Here is a 15,363-nt window from a genome sequence, read left to right on the forward strand (position 1 = left end):
AAGGAAGCCCTAAATCCTGCCAGTTCTACGGCAAAGGAACTCTTGTGCAATTGATGGCTCCGTGCCACAATAGAGGAAATATTGGATTTGTCTACGGAGGACTCATGCTGTTCGTTCTATTTGCTTTATGGATTATCGCGCTCGGTCTTGTTATGATCGATCCCCGGTCGAGCACCATGCGCTGGATGAGTGCCATTGCTTTTACTGGAGGCTTCGGTGCCCTTGCCGCCGTTTTATCCGAAACCTTCATTCCCTATATCCAGCAAAACGTGCCTAATCCTTCGATTAGCGCTCTGCTCTACAGCTTCATGGGAATTTGCTCGCTAATTTCTTATTACGGCTTGCCCTATTCGTTCGCTATGCTCTCGTTCAACTATAATACATATTGGCATAAACCTGCCTTACGCGCATGGCTGCCAATCGTACTACTGCTTCCTCCGATTGCATGCCTCCTGTTCACACCGGGGTATACCGAGGAAATGCCGATTACATTCCCCATTGTCGCGTTATGGGCAGTGCCTTATTTTTTCATTGGTGCCGCGCTAATAGTTATGAAAACAGAGCGGCTTCCCGCCTTCAGACGAACGCATTTGTTTACTTGCCTCGCGCTTTTGCCGCCTATCCTTTGTGTTGGTGTGCTGAACTATGTGATGCCTAGTTTCGGTTACTACCGGATGTGGGTGTACCACGTATGGATTCTTGCCTTTGTCGTCCCTTTTTTCGTTTATACATTTTTCAAGTACGGCTTCCTTGGCATGAGGCTTTTAATCGAACGTCGTAAGCTTGACTCGACACTGCGTGCTATCACCTCAGGTACCGCTATTTTAAATCATGCAATCAAGAATGATGTCGGTAAAATGCGGTTGTTTCTGGAAAAAATGAAGCAGCATGCCGAAGAGACCCACCAAGCGGAGCTTATGCAGGATATTGAGGTCGTCATGGGAGCTTCACAGCATATCCGCGATATGATTTCCCGGGTACATGAGCAAACACAGGAGCTTCCCCTGCGGGTCTCTCCTGTTCAGATTGAAGAGCTGCTGGAGGAGGTGCTTCTCCCCCTTCAGCCTTCTCTTTCGAAAATCGCCGTTCAGCTGAACATTCCTGAGCACTTAACGCTCCAAATAGACCGGATTCAAATGGGCGAAACATTAACGAATGTGCTGATGAACGCGATAGAAGCAATGCCGCAAGGCGGCGAGCTTATGATTCGGTCTTTGCATGCGAAGAAAAATATCGTCCTGGAAATCAAAGATAACGGCATGGGGATGGACAAAGATGTTTTGAAACAAGTTCTGGAACCTTTCTATACGACGAAAAGCGGAAGCCACAACAACTTCGGCCTTGGGCTAGCCTATTGCTACAGCGTCATGAAAAAGCATGGAGGAACGTTGGAACTTAGCAGTTCACCGGGGAAAGGTACGAGTGTGTTTCTTACATTTCCAAGCAGCCGAATACAGACTTAAGGGGGGGTTCATGTTGGAACCTATTCGTATATTCATTGTAGAGGATGACCTAGATTGGCTGCGCGGCCTGAAAGCGTATTTAGACCGGCAGCCTGATCTCCAAGTCATTCGTACCATCTCTACCGCGGAAGAAGCGAGAGCGCTCTTTATGGCGTCTGAATCGGATGCTGACGTTGTACTCATGGATATTATGCTGCAGGATGAACCCGCGGGGATCGGACTTGCCGAGCAGGCGCTTATGGCTTGGGGTGTGAAAGTCATCATGCTAACTTCTATGGAGGAAAAAGACTTCATTTTCCGTTCCTTCCAAGCTGGCGCCATCGACTACCAAATCAAATCTAGATTCGAGGAACTACCGGACATCATACGCGCTGCGCATGCTCGGAAGGCATCCATTAACGCTGCGGTAGCCGAGCAAATGCGGGAAGAGTTTCGCAGGCTCAAGCGGCTTGAGCAGCAATTCAAGGTCAAGGAAGCCCGGGATTTGATCACACCTACAGAGCTTCAGGTACTGGAGATGATCGATCAGGGACATACGCAAACGGAGATTGCAAACCGTTTTTTCATTTCGCTGCGAACAGTGAAAATTCATGTGGGCCATATATTGAAGAAACTAGGGAGTCCAAGCAGCAAGGATGCCGCCCAGAAAATGAGAGAATTAGGACTATTCGAGCGGGGAAACTCGACGCACAAGAGTGATAGCGATAAAGGTTAGTGAATATCCTTCTTTTTAAATCTTCCGCCTTTGACATCGTGGATATTGCCGACTGCGAGGAATGCCGATGGATCGAGTTCATCAACAATGGATTTCAGCTTCGCCTCCTCCAGTCGCGTGATGACACAGAATATAACCTTCTTATTATCTCCGGAGAAACCGCCTTCCCCTTCCAAATACGTAACACCGCGCCCCAGCCGGTCCAAAATGGCTTCTCCGATCTGTCTAAACTGATCACTGATGATCCAAACGGATTTGGACTCATCAAAACCTTCGATCGTCACATCAATCATTTTATAAGCAATAAAATAGGCAATTAATGAGTACATCGCGCGATCCCAACTGTATACAAAGCCTGCGCTGCCTAGAATAAAAACGTTGAAAAACATCACAATCTCGCCGACGGAAAATGGAATCTTTTTGGAAACCAAAATCGCAATGATTTCTGTTCCGTCAAGCGATCCCCCGAATCGGATAACCAGCCCCACGCCAATCCCGAGGATAATCCCTCCAAATACGGCAGCTAGTAATGGATCATTCGTCAGCTCATGAACCGGGTGAAGCAATGCTGTGCCAATCGACATCATCAAAATAGCGAATAATGTTGATAGCGCAAACGTTTTTCCGATCATTTTATAGCCGATAAACAGAAATGGAATATTCAATAAGGTTAGGAAAATCCCTACTTGAATGTGGGTCAAATACGACAAAATGATGGAAATACCGGTAATTCCACCATCAATAATTTTGTTCGGGACCAAGAAAATTTCGAGTCCGACAGCCATTAATGCTGCTCCGATAAATAGAAAGATACCCCGCCGCAATATGCTGCTCTTGGTCATTCTGCGATGCTGCGCTCGAATCGCTGCCCTCTTCTGTAATTGAATCTGTTCTTTAGCCATCGTTCATCCCCTTTCGTTTCTCCTACTTTCTACTCCCTATTTTCTCGACAGAACCAGCTTTTTCCTGCCAAACCATCATTTTTTCATCGTCATATTTCCTTAAAATTATTAGATAAACAACCATCGAATATTGCCGTTCCCCATGGTATAATGTCAGATGTCCTTTACAATTAATAAACATTCCATAGGAGCACATATGAAACTACACCTAGAACGTTTACTGCAGCTGTCCCGGCAGCGGCTGCCCTTTATTCTTATTGCTTTAATTCCTGTAGTTATCATGGAAATATTAAGCCGCGGGCAATATATAGAAATGTTTACTTGGAGCTATAAACATATCATTGAGTTGGTTTTTAATGAATGGATTGTTTTTAGCCTGCTTTTGCTGTTCATCGCCATCATTGGCCGAACTAGAGTAGCTTATTGGATCCTTTCAGGCATATTACTGATAATGGGGCTCATTAGCGGGATAAAACTCAAAATATTAGGTGTCCCTTTGACGCCTTGGGATATTGTTTTAGCCGGCGAAGCTTCCGATATGGTGCAATATATAAAGAATATTTTCACCCTCAAAATATTGTTTCTTATCGTGTTGTTCCTAGTGGCCAGCTATTTCTTGTTATACCGCACACAGTTATTTATGAAAAAAGTTCATATAAAAGAACGGGGAATTATCGCGGTGATTGCGCTCGGCATGTTGGCAGCCGTCTATTCTGATCTACCACTACCCGTTCAGAAATGGTGCGGAATTAAAGCTTCGGTATGGAATCAGGTTGAAAATACGCAAACAAACGGTTACGCGTTAGCCACTTTCCTAAATACAAAGTCGATGTTCAGCGATAAACGCGAAGGGTATGATGATAAAGCAGTCGAAGCCATTGTCAGCAATTCGCCTAAGCCGCCAATTAAAGCCGGTGATCCGAATGTTAAACCCAATGTGATTGTCGTATTGAGTGAATCATTCTGGGACCCTACTGTTATCAAAGGTGTAGAATTCAGCCGGGATCCAATCCCATTTTTTCATAAGTTACAGCAGACAGGAACCAGCGGTTCTATGCTTTCACCGCAGTACGGCGGGGGAACTGCTAACGTGGAGTTTGAGGTTTTGACAGGGAACTCTATGCGTTTCTTGCCGCAGGGATCGATTGCGTATAACCAATTCATAACGAATGAAGTGGATTCGTTGGCTAGTATTTATGCAAGACAAGGCTACACCTCTACAGCTGTTAGCCCTTTCTATAATTGGTATTTTAATAGTAATAGAATATATAAAGATTTCGGTTTCTCTAAGTATATTCCGATTGAATATTTTAAGCCTAACTATTCAGGTCCTTATATTGCGGATAGCGAGGTTGCTGCGAATATTATTCATGCGACGGATCTCAGTGACGGGCCCGATTTTGTTTTCGCGAATACGATGGAAAATCATTTCCATTATTTCCCGGGTAAGTTTCCGAAAAATACGTTTGATGTCACTGGTGATATGTCCCCTTCCTCTCAAGGTATGCTCGAAACGCTTGCTCAAGGCATTAATGCCTCTGATAATATGTTGAAAGAGCTTGTTGAATACTATGAGAAAAAAGGCGAGCCTACCATTATCGCATTCTGGGGCGACCACTTGCCAGCCTTGGGCGATGACTATGCTACTTACATTGACACCAAATATATTAGCGGTAAAGACGACCCGGATTTCTTGAAAAAAATGTACAGCGTTCCCCTTGTTGTCTGGAACAATTTCGACACGGAACGCAAAGATAAGCTCAATATTAGCCCATCATTCTTAGGTCCTTATTTGATTGAATTATCTAAGCAGCAAGGCAGCTATTATACGGATTTTTTGAATCAGCTTTCGAAAAAAATCCCTGTCATTCCGCCAAAAGATTATTTTGATGCGATGCACATTAATGGACAAGATTTAAAAGATTATGAGACATTGCAATATGACATTATGTTCGGTGATCGACATGCTTACAAAAATTACACGGTACCCATTATTAATTCGAAGTATATGCTAGGTTTTGGTCCCATACTCCTGGATAGGGTTGAGGCTGATACACAAGATATTTCTGGACACACCAGTGTAACACTCACTGTACGCGGCAATAATTTACCCCCTCTCAGCATAGTAACGCTGAATGGAAAAGCCCTTCCGACGACATGGCAGGATGAGCACATGGTCACAGCTAGGGTGGAAGGTAATTTGCTAAAACATGGAGTTTGGGACATTCAAGTGAGTGTGAGGGATTCGAAGGAAACCATTGTGGGTAAATCGAACTCAATTGCAATTGAGTTCGGCGGAAGATAATTCGTTTGCGTTTAGTTGGTACAAAAGGGCGGCGGTGCCGCCCATAAAGTAAGAGGCTGTCCCAAAAGGTAGATAAACCTTGAGGGCAGCCTCTTTTGTTATCGTTTTAAAATGTAATTAGAGCGTAATAATTTTGCCAGTTGCTTCGGATTCGAATGCAGCTAGGATAACTTCCAAGGAACGCTTGCCTTCTTCGCCGGAAATACGCGGTTTCGTACCGCTCACAATGCTTGCCACGAACTCGTCGATTACGCCGCTGACCGTTTGCTTCTCATTCGTCGCAACTTGACCAACTTTGTAACGTTCAACTGTGCCGTTGCGAAGCTCAACGATCACTTGATCGTTCGGATCTGTATCGATTTTGATAACTCCGTTCTCGCACCACAGAACCGTAGAGTTGTCTTGGCCTTTGTAGTAAGTCCAGCTTGCAACCAAGGAACCGGTAGCGCCGCTTTTCATGCGCAGCAAGCAAGTGGAGTTATCATCCACATCCGTACCTTCTTTGTGCAGTGTACCTACGAACGCTGCCACTTGTGCAACTTCATCATTCAGCAAATAGCGGATCAAATCCGATTTGTGTACGCCAAGGTCGCCCATCGCGCCCATGATCGCTTCTTCTTTGCGGAAGAACCAGCTCTCGCGGCCGTCAACGCTCCAGCCTTCCGGTCCAGGATGTCCGAAAGAAGTACGGAACGTCAGCACTTTACCCAGCTTGCCAGATTCCAAAATTTCTTTCGCTTTCACGTGCGGCGCCATCAGACGTTGGTTGTGGCCAACCATCAAGAACACGCCATTTTTCTTTGCAGCTTCGATCATGGCATCCGCTTCTTCAGCTGTAGCAGCCATTGGCTTCTCTACGAGAACGTGCGCCCCAGCGTTTGCTGCAGCAATGGAAACTTCTGCGTGAAGATAGTTTGGCGTACATACGCTAACTGCATCCACTTTTTCTTTCAACATTTCAGCATAGCTGCTATAAGCTTTTCCGCCATGAAGCTGAGCGTAGTGTTCAGCTCTTTCGATAATCGGGTCAACGAAAGCAACAAGCTCAACGTTCGGGTTCAAAGCGTATTCCGGGATATGTCTATGTTTGGAAATGGAGCCGCAACCAACGACGGCCACTTTAATTTTACTCATTTAATTGTACACTCCTCTGAATGATTAGTCATGAATTAGTTATGAACGTTGATGTAGTGCTCTTTAACCCAATTCAAACTGTTTTCAATGCTTACAAGCGGCGGCTTCTGGCAGTGATCCTGCTCAACAACAAGCCACTCCACGCCTGCTTGCTCTGCAGCTTTAATCACTTCCTCGAGTGGAACTTCGCCTAATCCTAACTCCAATGTAACCAGCTTGCCTTCCGCATCCTTGGAGAAATCTTTGAAGTGAAGCAGCGGCAGACGTCCTGCATACTTCGCGATATAAGCTAATGGATCTTGTCCTGCGTATTTAACCCAGCACACATCCATCTCTACTTGGATCGCATCTTTCCCTGCATACATCGCATCAAAGACGAATTCGCCGTCCACTTTGTGATGGAATTCGAAATCATGATTATGATATAAGAACTGCAAGCCTTGTTTGCCAACTTCAATGGCAAGTTGCTCACATTCAGCAATAAGCGCTCTCCATTGATCCGCATTTTCACGCTCTTCAGCACCTACATAAGGACAGATCGCGTATTTCGCGCCAATTGTGTGCAGGTAGTCGATTTCGCCTTGCAAATTATTGCGGAATCTCTCCAGACTTACATGGCTTCCAATTGCTTTCAGGCCAAGCTCATCTAGCAATTCTTTCATTTCGGCAGCAGGCTTGTCAAAATAACCCGCGAACTCTACGCCTTCATATCCTAGCTTAGCAACATGGCGAAGTGTGCCTTCCAAGTCTTGTGCCATATCATCACGAAGTGTATACAATTGAAGACCAATTCCTAAACGTCCCATATGTTTCCCTCTTTTCTTAGATTCCAATTTATGCATTTCTATCACCTATGTAGACAGTATACCGGAACATAGCTTATTATGACCATTCACGATATAATCAAAACATCTCTTATTTGGCTATGAAAGGTGATTAAATTGGATACAGAGTTGTTAACCTGCGGCTATTCTTTTCATATGGAACCGTTTAACGTGAGTACGAAATCCGGACTCAATACTTATCTTTTCCGTTTACAAACGGAGGGTACTTGTGAAATTCTCGTGGATGGCCAAATGATTCAAATTGAGTCCGGCCATTTGCTGTTATATAAGCCAGGTGATCCGTACGAGCTAAGGATCGAACCTGCGAAGGACAACCCCGGCGGCAAAATTGCCAGCGGAGATTATTATTTATTTTGCAAAGGCGCATGGATCGATGCATGGTGGAAACGCAGCCTCAAACAAACCTGCACGCGAATTGATCTTGATGCGCGGCTCATATCGCTTTGGCGCCAGCTTATTCTCGAGAAACGCAGAATGGAAGAGGAAAACCGTGAGCTTAGCGGTTACTTGCTGCAAGCGCTATGTCTATATGTGGAACGCGCAGCAACGGAAACTGTTTCCTTGCAAGGGCGGCCATTTACAGGCACTCGGATGAAACGATTTATTGAAGCGCATGCTACAGCCACCTTCAAAGTAGATGATGTTGCCGATCACGTTGGACTCAGCGTATCTCGCGCTGTTCATCTATTCAAGGAATGCTTCGGTAAAACCATGATTCAATACGCCTTGGAAGTCCGTTTATCCAGCGCCGTGGAACGGATGCACGATAGCTCCATGTCTTTGGAGCAAATCGCCCTTAGCTGCGGTTTCGGCAGTTATCCGTATTTTCATCGTGCCTTTAAACAGCGATTTGGGATCTCGCCTAAGCTGTATCGGCAAAAGGATTCGCAAAATTAAAGATAATTCACAAATTTTTCATGTAGTTTTTCATAGAGTATGGAACTTTTTTGCCTTCTGAATCGTATATTCTTTGACAACGGAAAAAGCTAGCAGATTGATGGCTCCAAAATGAGGAATTAATTTGAATAGTTTTAAAATATATCCATGAAATACATGTTTGTTTCAAAATTGTAAAACTATTTTAAGGTTAAATTAATAATCCTCATATATGCTTGATGTATATCCAATTCCTAGGATGGTGAAAATCTATGAAAATGTTTATTACGATTCATAACAAACCCGTGCCTGTCTACTCCGATGAGAAAAATAAAAAGAAATTCAACTTATTGAAATCCGCTCTTGAAGCGAAAGTTACGAAAGGCAGAGCCACGATTAAGAAATGTTTGGACTCGATCATAAGCATTGAAATCGTTGGCTGTGAAGCGATCCTGCATTCATTTAATGAACGTGATTCATTGGCATTATCGCTATATTAAAAAAAAGAGTTTGTCGAGGGCGTGCCCCTGACAAACTCTTTTTTTATAAATATCGTTCCTGCACAACGCTCAGATGGTGTTCAGCATGACCGGCAATCACATAAGCAAGCCCTCGCGCAGTAATATCTAACGTGTTGACGTTTCCTTGACGCGACCAAGCGGAATCTGCAATCGTTTGTAGAAGCGTTAAGGTAGACTGCCGAACCGCTTTGAAATCATGCAACAGATTCTCGATTGACAGTTCGTCGAACGAAGTGTTTGCAATAAAGACATCTTGATCAAACCCAGGCAGTATCGTCGTATCTCCGCGAGCTATACGCAGCATTCGGTAACTCATTACACGCTCCGTGTCCGTTATATGCCCCAATACTTCCTTCAAGCTCCATTTTCCTGGCGCATAGCGATAAAGTCCCTTTTCGTCATCGAAGTTGCCAAATAACGCAATGATTGCATCAAGTTGACGCTTTAAGAACACCTCGTAATCCTCGTCAGGCACTTTGCTGATGTAAGTTTCATAATATGGCGCGTATTCATCTTTCTCAGGACGCTTCAACATATTGCAGCAATCTCCCTTCCATGATCAGTCTATCTATGTAATAGACTAATCATAGCGGAAATTACGATCATTGAGAAGATGCCTGAAGCACCCATATTTTACTCTGGAAATCTCCATGCAAATCATTGACGGGAAGACCGGCGTAAAGCAAATGATCGCCAGGATACTCGCCTTCAAAGCCCGCGATACGGTAATCGAAATCAGGGCTGAGTCCTTTTAACCGCAGCGTTTGGAGTGGTGCGTTTGGTTCCGCTAGCACGCGGAAGTAGGCGACAAGGGCTTGCTTTTTATCCTCGGAGACAATCATCCAAGCCGTTTCGTTGCCCTCAAAGGGACTCAGCAGACGATACAAGTCGCCAAACTGGACGAGCGGACGGATTTCTTTATAGTCTGCAATTTGTTGTTTGACAATCTCTTTCTCCTCGTCAGTGAAACGGGTGAGATCCAACTCATAACCGAAGTTACCGGACATCGCCACATCACCGCGCATCTTCAGCGAGGTTTCGCGGTTCACTTGGTGATTCGGAACAGCGGATACGTGTGCTCCCATCGAGCTGATCGGGTAGACAATGCTTGTACCGTACTGAATTTTCAAGCGGGAAACGGCATCCGTGTTGTCGCTCGTCCACGTTTGCGGCATGTAATAGAGCATCCCTGGGTCGAAGCGGCCTCCCCCACCAGAGCAGCTTTCAAACAAAATATGCGGAAATTCTTTCGTTAACGATTCGAGAACGCGATAGAGCCCCAAGATATAACGATGAGCGGTTTCCCTCTGTCTTTCAGGAGGCAGCGCGGCAGAACCGATTTCCGTCATATTACGGTTCATGTCCCATTTGACATACGTAATCGGGCTACTACTCAGAATGTTGCGAATCATCCCCAAGATAGCCTCACATACATCCTCGCGAGAGAAGTCCAGTATTAATTGTTGACGTCCTTCCGTACGACGACGGTTCGGCACGTGCAAGCACCAATCCGGGTGCTTTCGATACAATTCGCTGTTCGGAGATATCATCTCCGGCTCAAACCAGAGGCCGAATTGAAGCCCCATGCCATTCACTCTGGCAACCAAATCTTCCAAACCATTTGGCAGCTTCGCTTTATCAACGAACCAGTCTCCTAGCGAGCTATTGTCGCTGTCTCTTTTGCCGAACCAGCCGTCGTCAAGTACGAACAGTTCGATGCCAAGATCTTTGCCTGCGCTGGCGATGCTCTCGATTTTGTCCGCGTTAAATTGGAAGTACGTTGCTTCCCAGTTATTCACGAGTACCGGTCTAGTACGGTCACGGAATTCTCCGCGACATAGGCGTGTCCGGTACAGCTTGTGATAGGACCTAGACATTTCCCCTAAGCCAGAGCTAGAGTAAACCATGACGGCTTCAGGCGTCTGAAATGCTTGTCCAGGCTCAAGCAGCCATGAGAAATCAAACGGATTAATCCCCATGGAAACGCGTGCATTCCCATACGGTTCTACTTCTGCATGAGCTGCAAAATTCCCGCTGTACACGAGGCTAAACCCGTATACATCCCCATGATCTTCGCCCGCGTCTTTAGCGAGCAGCGCAATAAATGGATTATGCTGATGGCTGCTGGATCCGCGGCGGCTTTCAACGGTCAATTTGCCGGGAGCAAGCGCCCTGCGTTCGATATGCCGCTCTCTCACCCAGCTCCCAGATAGCTGCAGCAAATCAAAATCGCTGTGCGAATAATCAAGACTCATACTGAGCGCGCGGAGCAGCTTCACATCAGCTGTACCTTCGTTCACGAAACGCACGGACCTCGTCAAGGCCGCATGCTGGTCAAATATCGTGTAGGAAAGAATGACCCGTAGACCAATCAAGGCATCTACTAACTCCAACTCAAGCGTTTGCGCTTCGTTCTCATGCTCTATATACGTAGCCGGCAAACCATCTAATGTAGGCTTTCCTGCGTAGATTCTATGCTTATCATAGATAAGTTCAGTAATCGTAGTCCCGTTTGGCAGCGCAACTTGATAAGCAGGCTCCCGGTAGTCGCTGGTTCCATATGCCGGATATTCCTGCGGTAACGTATCGAAGGAGATGCTCCGATCTTCCGGAGCCGGGTTAGGAGAAAACGAGCATCTTTCATGAAATTGTAAAATGGCACCCAATTGCCCGGATCGAATGAGGCGACCCCAGTAGACATGCGCCGGATAGGCGTTTTGGACAAGCTGAATCACATAACTCATCTGATTGTTTTTTAAATGGAAAATACCTTGTGTTTGTTCAAAAGTTATCTGCATAATATCCCTCCTGTTCCTTATTATCTTATTCTTTGTGAATTCGCACTATGGAGATTGTGCACATACATATGGAGAAATGTAGTTTACCTATAGTATTCCCTAAATCAAGCAAAAAAGGAGCAGCGGCTCAAAAGCCCTGCTCCTTTCGATAAACCCCATCCATTAACCAAATTTATACGTCATGCCGTAACCGCCTTTGGGGTAGACCCAATCGATGTTATGCGACGGGCAGGCAATTCGGCAAGTTCCGCATTCAATACAGTTCTCAAAGGCGACGGTCGTAATCTTGAGTTTCTTTTCCCACTCATATACATCGGAAGGACAGAAGTAGTTGCAATCCTTGGTCACACAACTCAGACAGGTCTGTTTGTCTTTGATGACAAGGTGTGATTTGTCGTCGCATTTGTAACGAATCGTAAACAGCTTATCAGAAATGTCGCTTTGACTCATCCGTTCATCGCCCTCCAACCCTTGTAGCCTAGCTTCATCAAGTTCACAGTGCCGCCTGCGGCGTTTTTGATCAGCTTCATCGCCATTTTCTGCTTATCCGCTTTGGCAATGCCGTCCACGAGGAACATGTTATAAGCAGCTTCGTTAAGCGCTCTAGGCAGCTTATCAAACAGGAGTTCAGGGTCCTGATCTTTCAGGAATTGATGCATGCCCTTATACTTTTGCAAATCTTTGTGTACAAAGGATTCGCGTATTTTTTGATCATAAGCTTTCAATGAAGCGGCGGTGTAATCCCCGCACCCTTTGGCCTCCACAATCGCTTCTCCAGCCAATCGGCCAGAGGTCATCGCCAAATTCGTGCCTTCCCGATGGACGAAGTTGATGAGCTGCGCGGCATCCCCGCAGACGCACCAGCCATTGCCCGAAAGCGGAGGGATCGAGTGAAAGCCGCCCTCGGGAATCAAATGCCCGGAGTACTCCTTCGTCTCTCCACCTTGTATCAGCTTGCGAATCATAGGATGCTGCTTCACGGCGTCTAAGACGGCATAGGGCTTCACTTTTTTATCACGCAAATGGTTAACCATCACGCCTACACCTAAGGAAATTGTTTCTTTATTCGTATAAAGGAAGCCCATTCCCGCCATGCCGAGCGAAGTCTCGCCCATAAATTCAATCGTCACGCCTTCGTCGCCTTCGAGTCCGAAGCGGTCCTCGATTTTCTCCTTGGGCAGCGCAATGACTTCTTTCACCGCAAGCGACACTTGGTCCGGCGTCCATTCCTTATGGATGCCCATGGCTTTTCCAAGCAAGGAATTAACACCGTCAGCAATGACGACAACATCCGCATACAAATCGCCATCATCCCGATCCGTCTTAACGCCAACAACCTTATCTCCTTCACGTATGACATCCAGCGCAACGGTTTCGTACACAGGGATGGCTCCAGCAGCAACCGCTTTATCGGCAAACCATTGGTCAAATTTGACACGCAAACCGGTAAAACAGTTGTATGGCTCCTTGTATGCCTCATTGCGGTGGCCGAATGTTACCATGGACTCTTTGCCCATCATCCAAATGCGCTGCTCCACAATGTAACGTTCCATCGGAAAATTCTTCTCGTTCCAGAACTCGGGAACGAGTTCCTCAATTTGCTTCCGGTAGAGGACGCCGCCGAAAATGTTTTTGGCACCGGGGAATTCCCCCCTCTCCAGGAGTACAACAGATAACCCGGCTCGTGCCATCGTTAGAGCTGCAGCAGAACCGGCTGGGCCTCCGCCAACGACGATCGCATCAAATTTTTCATTCATTTGGCCTCACTCCTTTCCAGCGTTGGCACGGAAGCGGTTATATCCGCAGCGGGCTTGCCAAACAACGTTCGGCGTTTTTTCACCTCTTGCGTAATCGCCGGAACCAGCTTAAACAGATCGCCTACCATTCCATAGTGAGCATATTGGAAAATAGGCGCTTTCTCGTCTTTGTTAATGGCGACGACAACGTCCGCATGGCTCATGCCGACGGTATGCTGCACAGCGCCCGAGATGCCGATGGCGAAGTAAAGCTTCGGCCGCACAGTCGCACCGGTTTGACCAACCTGGTGCTCATGCCCGATCCAACCCGCATCCACCGCCGCACGGGATGCGCCAACGACACCGCCGAGCGCCTCCGCCAGCTCAGCGAGCAGCCCGAAGGGCTCAGGGCCGCCTAGCCCGCGGCCCCCGGCTACAATAATCTCGGCGTCCTCGAGATTCAGCTTGCCGGTTTCGTGCAGGAAGTCGAGCACCTGCGCGGCAATTTCTTCCTCCCGCATCGCCGCCTCGATGGCGACGATCTCGCCTTGGCGCGCCGTGTCCTTAGGCAGCGCCTGAAACACCCCGGCCCGCGCCGTCGCCATCTGCGGCCGGTACTGCTTACAGAGGATGGTGGCCATCATCTTCTCCGAAAAAGCCGGCCGGCTGGCCAGCAGCAGCCGCGACGGGGGCGGCTCCACGTCGAGCTGCGTCGTGTCGGCCGTCAGCCCTGTTGGCAGGTGCGTCGCGATGGCGCCTGCCAGATCACGGCCCGTGGCTGTCGCGCCGAACAGCACGATCTCGGGCTTTGCTTCCTCGATGAGCTTCAAGCAGACCCGGCTGTAGGGCCGGGTTCTGTACGTGCGAAGCTCTGGCGCTTCGCAGATGAACACCCGGTCCGCGCCGTAGTGCACGGCTTCATCGGCGAGGTGCGCTACACCCTCGCCGATGACGAGCGCCATGAGCGGCGCGTCCAGCTTCGCTGCCAGCTTCTTGCCTTCGCCGAGCAGCTGCCAAGACACCTTTTTCGCTACCCCGTCCCGCTGCTCAACAACGATTAATACACCCCGATAAGCAGACCAATCGGGCATTGCCGCTTCGGCCTGGTCCGTCGTTTGATCACTAGCCATTGTGACTTCCCCCATTCATTACATGTCATTACATGCTCCATCTGCGTCTTGCGTCACGTCGAGATTCTTTCGTCTTTGCTTAAGTCCAGTCAAGCAGCGTCTGCATATCCTTAGTCATCAGCTGGTCAGCAAGCTGCGCGGCCGCTGCTTCCGGCGAATCATAGGCGATCATATTCGTTTTCACAGCTTTCACTTCAGGCACCCACGTTTTTGCAACGATCGTCGGGGAGCCTTTGAGTCCGATTTTCGCCCGTTCCAAGTCTGGAAAATCCGCCGTCGTCCACACAGTCGGCTTGTAACGTGCTGCTCGAATCATGCCTGGCAACGAAGCCCTTCGAACCTTATTCAGCTCCTTAAGCGCTGTAATCAACACAGGCATGCTTGTCTCAACAACTTCGATCCCGTCTTCCAAAAGGCGATGTACGCGAACCTTGCGATTTTCTTCATCGACATCCACCACTTTGTTCACATACGTAAGCTGCTCCAAATCCAATCGGCAAGCGACCCCTGGCCCGACCTGGCCCGTGTCGCCATCCAGTGTTTGCTTCCCGCAAAAAACCATATCCACCGGCCCCCACGTCTCGGCGATTTTGCGAATTGTCCGCGCAACCACATAGGAAGTAGCCAGCGTGTCCGCTCCAGCAAAACCACGGTCCGTAACCAGTACGGCATCGTCCGCACCTAGCGAGATGCACTCCTTCAAGCCTTTCTCCGCGGGAGGCGGCCCCATGGTAACAACGGTCACCCTTGCCCCCGTCTCATCCTTGATGCGGAGCGCCTCTTCCAGCCCATGCATATCGTAAAAATTCACAATGCTGGGAACACCTTGACGGATTAACGTGTTATTTTTCGGATCAATGCGAATTTCTCTAGAGTCAGGTACCTGCTTGATACACACTACGATATGCAGCATCTCTGCACCCTCCTGTTTCTTTGGG

14 protein-coding genes are annotated in these 15,363 nt (G+C 47.6%); 5 read left to right on the plus strand and 9 right to left on the minus strand.

The genetic code is table 11. The features are described 5' to 3' along the window. Nucleotides 1–104 precede the first annotated feature (104 nt). Complete coding sequence (locus AC58UW_RS13430; RefSeq protein ID WP_497421125.1) at nt 105–1,463, plus strand: sensor histidine kinase; 1,359 nt, start codon at nt 105–107, stop codon at nt 1,461–1,463. A 10-nt stretch (nt 1,464–1,473) separates the two neighbouring features. Further along, a complete protein-coding gene (locus AC58UW_RS13435) occupies nt 1,474–2,178 on the plus strand; it encodes a LuxR C-terminal-related transcriptional regulator (RefSeq protein ID WP_497421126.1) in 705 nt (234 codons plus the stop codon). Here AC58UW_RS13435 and AC58UW_RS13440 read toward each other — a convergent pair. Beyond that, on the minus strand, nt 2,175–3,020 hold the full coding sequence (locus AC58UW_RS13440; protein WP_497421206.1) for a YitT family protein: 846 nt from the start codon (nt 3,018–3,020) through the stop codon (nt 2,175–2,177). The genes AC58UW_RS13435 and AC58UW_RS13440 overlap by 4 nt on opposite strands. A 256-nt stretch (nt 3,021–3,276) precedes the next feature. On the opposite strand from AC58UW_RS13440, the gene AC58UW_RS13445 reads away from it, so the two are divergent. Beyond that, nucleotides 3,277–5,385 carry an LTA synthase family protein gene (locus tag AC58UW_RS13445; RefSeq protein WP_497421127.1) on the plus strand — a complete coding sequence of 703 codons (2,109 nt, stop codon included), beginning with the start codon at nt 3,277–3,279 and terminating at the stop codon, nt 5,383–5,385. 117 nt (nt 5,386–5,502) lie between these two features. Here the strand turns inward: AC58UW_RS13445 and AC58UW_RS13450 are convergent, their stop codons facing one another. Both AC58UW_RS13450 and AC58UW_RS13455 read right to left on the minus strand, forming a co-directional pair. Beyond that, nucleotides 5,503–6,519, minus strand: coding sequence for a Gfo/Idh/MocA family protein (locus AC58UW_RS13450; RefSeq protein ID WP_497421128.1), 1,017 nt, complete (start codon nt 6,517–6,519; stop codon nt 5,503–5,505). 35 nt (nt 6,520–6,554) lie between these two features. Then, nucleotides 6,555–7,325, minus strand: coding sequence for a sugar phosphate isomerase/epimerase family protein (locus AC58UW_RS13455; RefSeq protein WP_497421129.1), 771 nt, complete (start codon nt 7,323–7,325; stop codon nt 6,555–6,557). 126 nt (nt 7,326–7,451) lie between these two features. Between AC58UW_RS13455 and AC58UW_RS13460 the strand changes: the two genes are divergently transcribed. After that, nucleotides 7,452–8,261, plus strand: coding sequence for an AraC family transcriptional regulator (locus AC58UW_RS13460; protein WP_497421130.1), 810 nt, complete (start codon nt 7,452–7,454; stop codon nt 8,259–8,261). Between the two features lie 251 nt (nt 8,262–8,512). Then, nucleotides 8,513–8,740, plus strand: coding sequence for a hypothetical protein (locus AC58UW_RS13465; protein WP_029198041.1), 228 nt, complete (start codon nt 8,513–8,515; stop codon nt 8,738–8,740). A gap of 43 nt (nt 8,741–8,783) precedes the next feature. Here AC58UW_RS13465 and AC58UW_RS13470 read toward each other — a convergent pair whose 3' ends face one another. The 6 genes from AC58UW_RS13470 to AC58UW_RS13495 all read right to left on the minus strand — a co-directional run bounded on the left by AC58UW_RS13470 (nt 8,784) and on the right by AC58UW_RS13495 (nt 15,338). Beyond that, nucleotides 8,784–9,296 (minus strand): DinB family protein, encoded by a 513-nt coding sequence (locus AC58UW_RS13470; protein ID WP_497421131.1) that lies wholly within the window; start codon nt 9,294–9,296, stop codon nt 8,784–8,786. Nucleotides 9,297–9,363: 67 nt separating this feature from the next. After that, nucleotides 9,364–11,559 carry an alpha-galactosidase gene (locus AC58UW_RS13475; protein ID WP_497421132.1) on the minus strand — a complete coding sequence of 732 codons (2,196 nt, stop codon included), beginning with the start codon at nt 11,557–11,559 and terminating at the stop codon, nt 9,364–9,366. Between the two features lie 162 nt (nt 11,560–11,721). Beyond that, nucleotides 11,722–12,009, minus strand: coding sequence for a ferredoxin family protein (locus tag AC58UW_RS13480; protein ID WP_407872060.1), 288 nt, complete (start codon nt 12,007–12,009; stop codon nt 11,722–11,724). Then, nucleotides 12,006–13,316 carry an FAD-dependent oxidoreductase gene (locus AC58UW_RS13485; RefSeq protein ID WP_497421133.1) on the minus strand — a complete coding sequence of 437 codons (1,311 nt, stop codon included), beginning with the start codon at nt 13,314–13,316 and terminating at the stop codon, nt 12,006–12,008. The genes AC58UW_RS13480 and AC58UW_RS13485 overlap by 4 nt, the downstream gene beginning before the upstream one ends. After that, on the minus strand, nt 13,313–14,425 hold the full coding sequence (locus AC58UW_RS13490; RefSeq protein ID WP_497421134.1) for an electron transfer flavoprotein subunit alpha/FixB family protein: 1,113 nt from the start codon (nt 14,423–14,425) through the stop codon (nt 13,313–13,315). Before AC58UW_RS13490 ends, AC58UW_RS13485 begins: the two co-directional genes overlap by 4 nt. Nucleotides 14,426–14,504: 79 nt before the next feature. Next, nucleotides 14,505–15,338, minus strand: coding sequence for an electron transfer flavoprotein subunit beta/FixA family protein (locus AC58UW_RS13495; RefSeq protein WP_497421135.1), 834 nt, complete (start codon nt 15,336–15,338; stop codon nt 14,505–14,507). Between the last annotated feature and the right edge of the window lie 25 nt (nt 15,339–15,363).

Source organism: Paenibacillus sp. J22R160 (assembly GCF_059692135.1).

Coding starts and splice junctions, on each gene's coding strand:
- AC58UW_RS13430 (WP_497421125.1), top strand. CDS start 105: ATGCTGTTCGTTCTATTTGCTTTATGGATTATCGCGCTCGGTCTTGTT.
- AC58UW_RS13435 (WP_497421126.1), top strand. CDS start 1,474: ATGTTGGAACCTATTCGTATATTCATTGTAGAGGATGACCTAGATTGG.
- AC58UW_RS13440 (WP_497421206.1), bottom strand. CDS start 3,020: ATGACCAAGAGCAGCATATTGCGGCGGGGTATCTTTCTATTTATCGGA.
- AC58UW_RS13445 (WP_497421127.1), top strand. CDS start 3,277: ATGAAACTACACCTAGAACGTTTACTGCAGCTGTCCCGGCAGCGGCTG.
- AC58UW_RS13450 (WP_497421128.1), bottom strand. CDS start 6,519: ATGAGTAAAATTAAAGTGGCCGTCGTTGGTTGCGGCTCCATTTCCAAA.
- AC58UW_RS13455 (WP_497421129.1), bottom strand. CDS start 7,325: ATGGGACGTTTAGGAATTGGTCTTCAATTGTATACACTTCGTGATGAT.
- AC58UW_RS13465 (WP_029198041.1), top strand. CDS start 8,513: ATGAAAATGTTTATTACGATTCATAACAAACCCGTGCCTGTCTACTCC.
- AC58UW_RS13470 (WP_497421131.1), bottom strand. CDS start 9,296: ATGTTGAAGCGTCCTGAGAAAGATGAATACGCGCCATATTATGAAACT.
- AC58UW_RS13475 (WP_497421132.1), bottom strand. CDS start 11,559: ATGCAGATAACTTTTGAACAAACACAAGGTATTTTCCATTTAAAAAAC.
- AC58UW_RS13480 (WP_407872060.1), bottom strand. CDS start 12,009: ATGAGTCAAAGCGACATTTCTGATAAGCTGTTTACGATTCGTTACAAA.
- AC58UW_RS13485 (WP_497421133.1), bottom strand. CDS start 13,316: ATGAATGAAAAATTTGATGCGATCGTCGTTGGCGGAGGCCCAGCCGGT.
- AC58UW_RS13490 (WP_497421134.1), bottom strand. CDS start 14,425: ATGGCTAGTGATCAAACGACGGACCAGGCCGAAGCGGCAATGCCCGAT.
- AC58UW_RS13495 (WP_497421135.1), bottom strand. CDS start 15,338: ATGCTGCATATCGTAGTGTGTATCAAGCAGGTACCTGACTCTAGAGAA.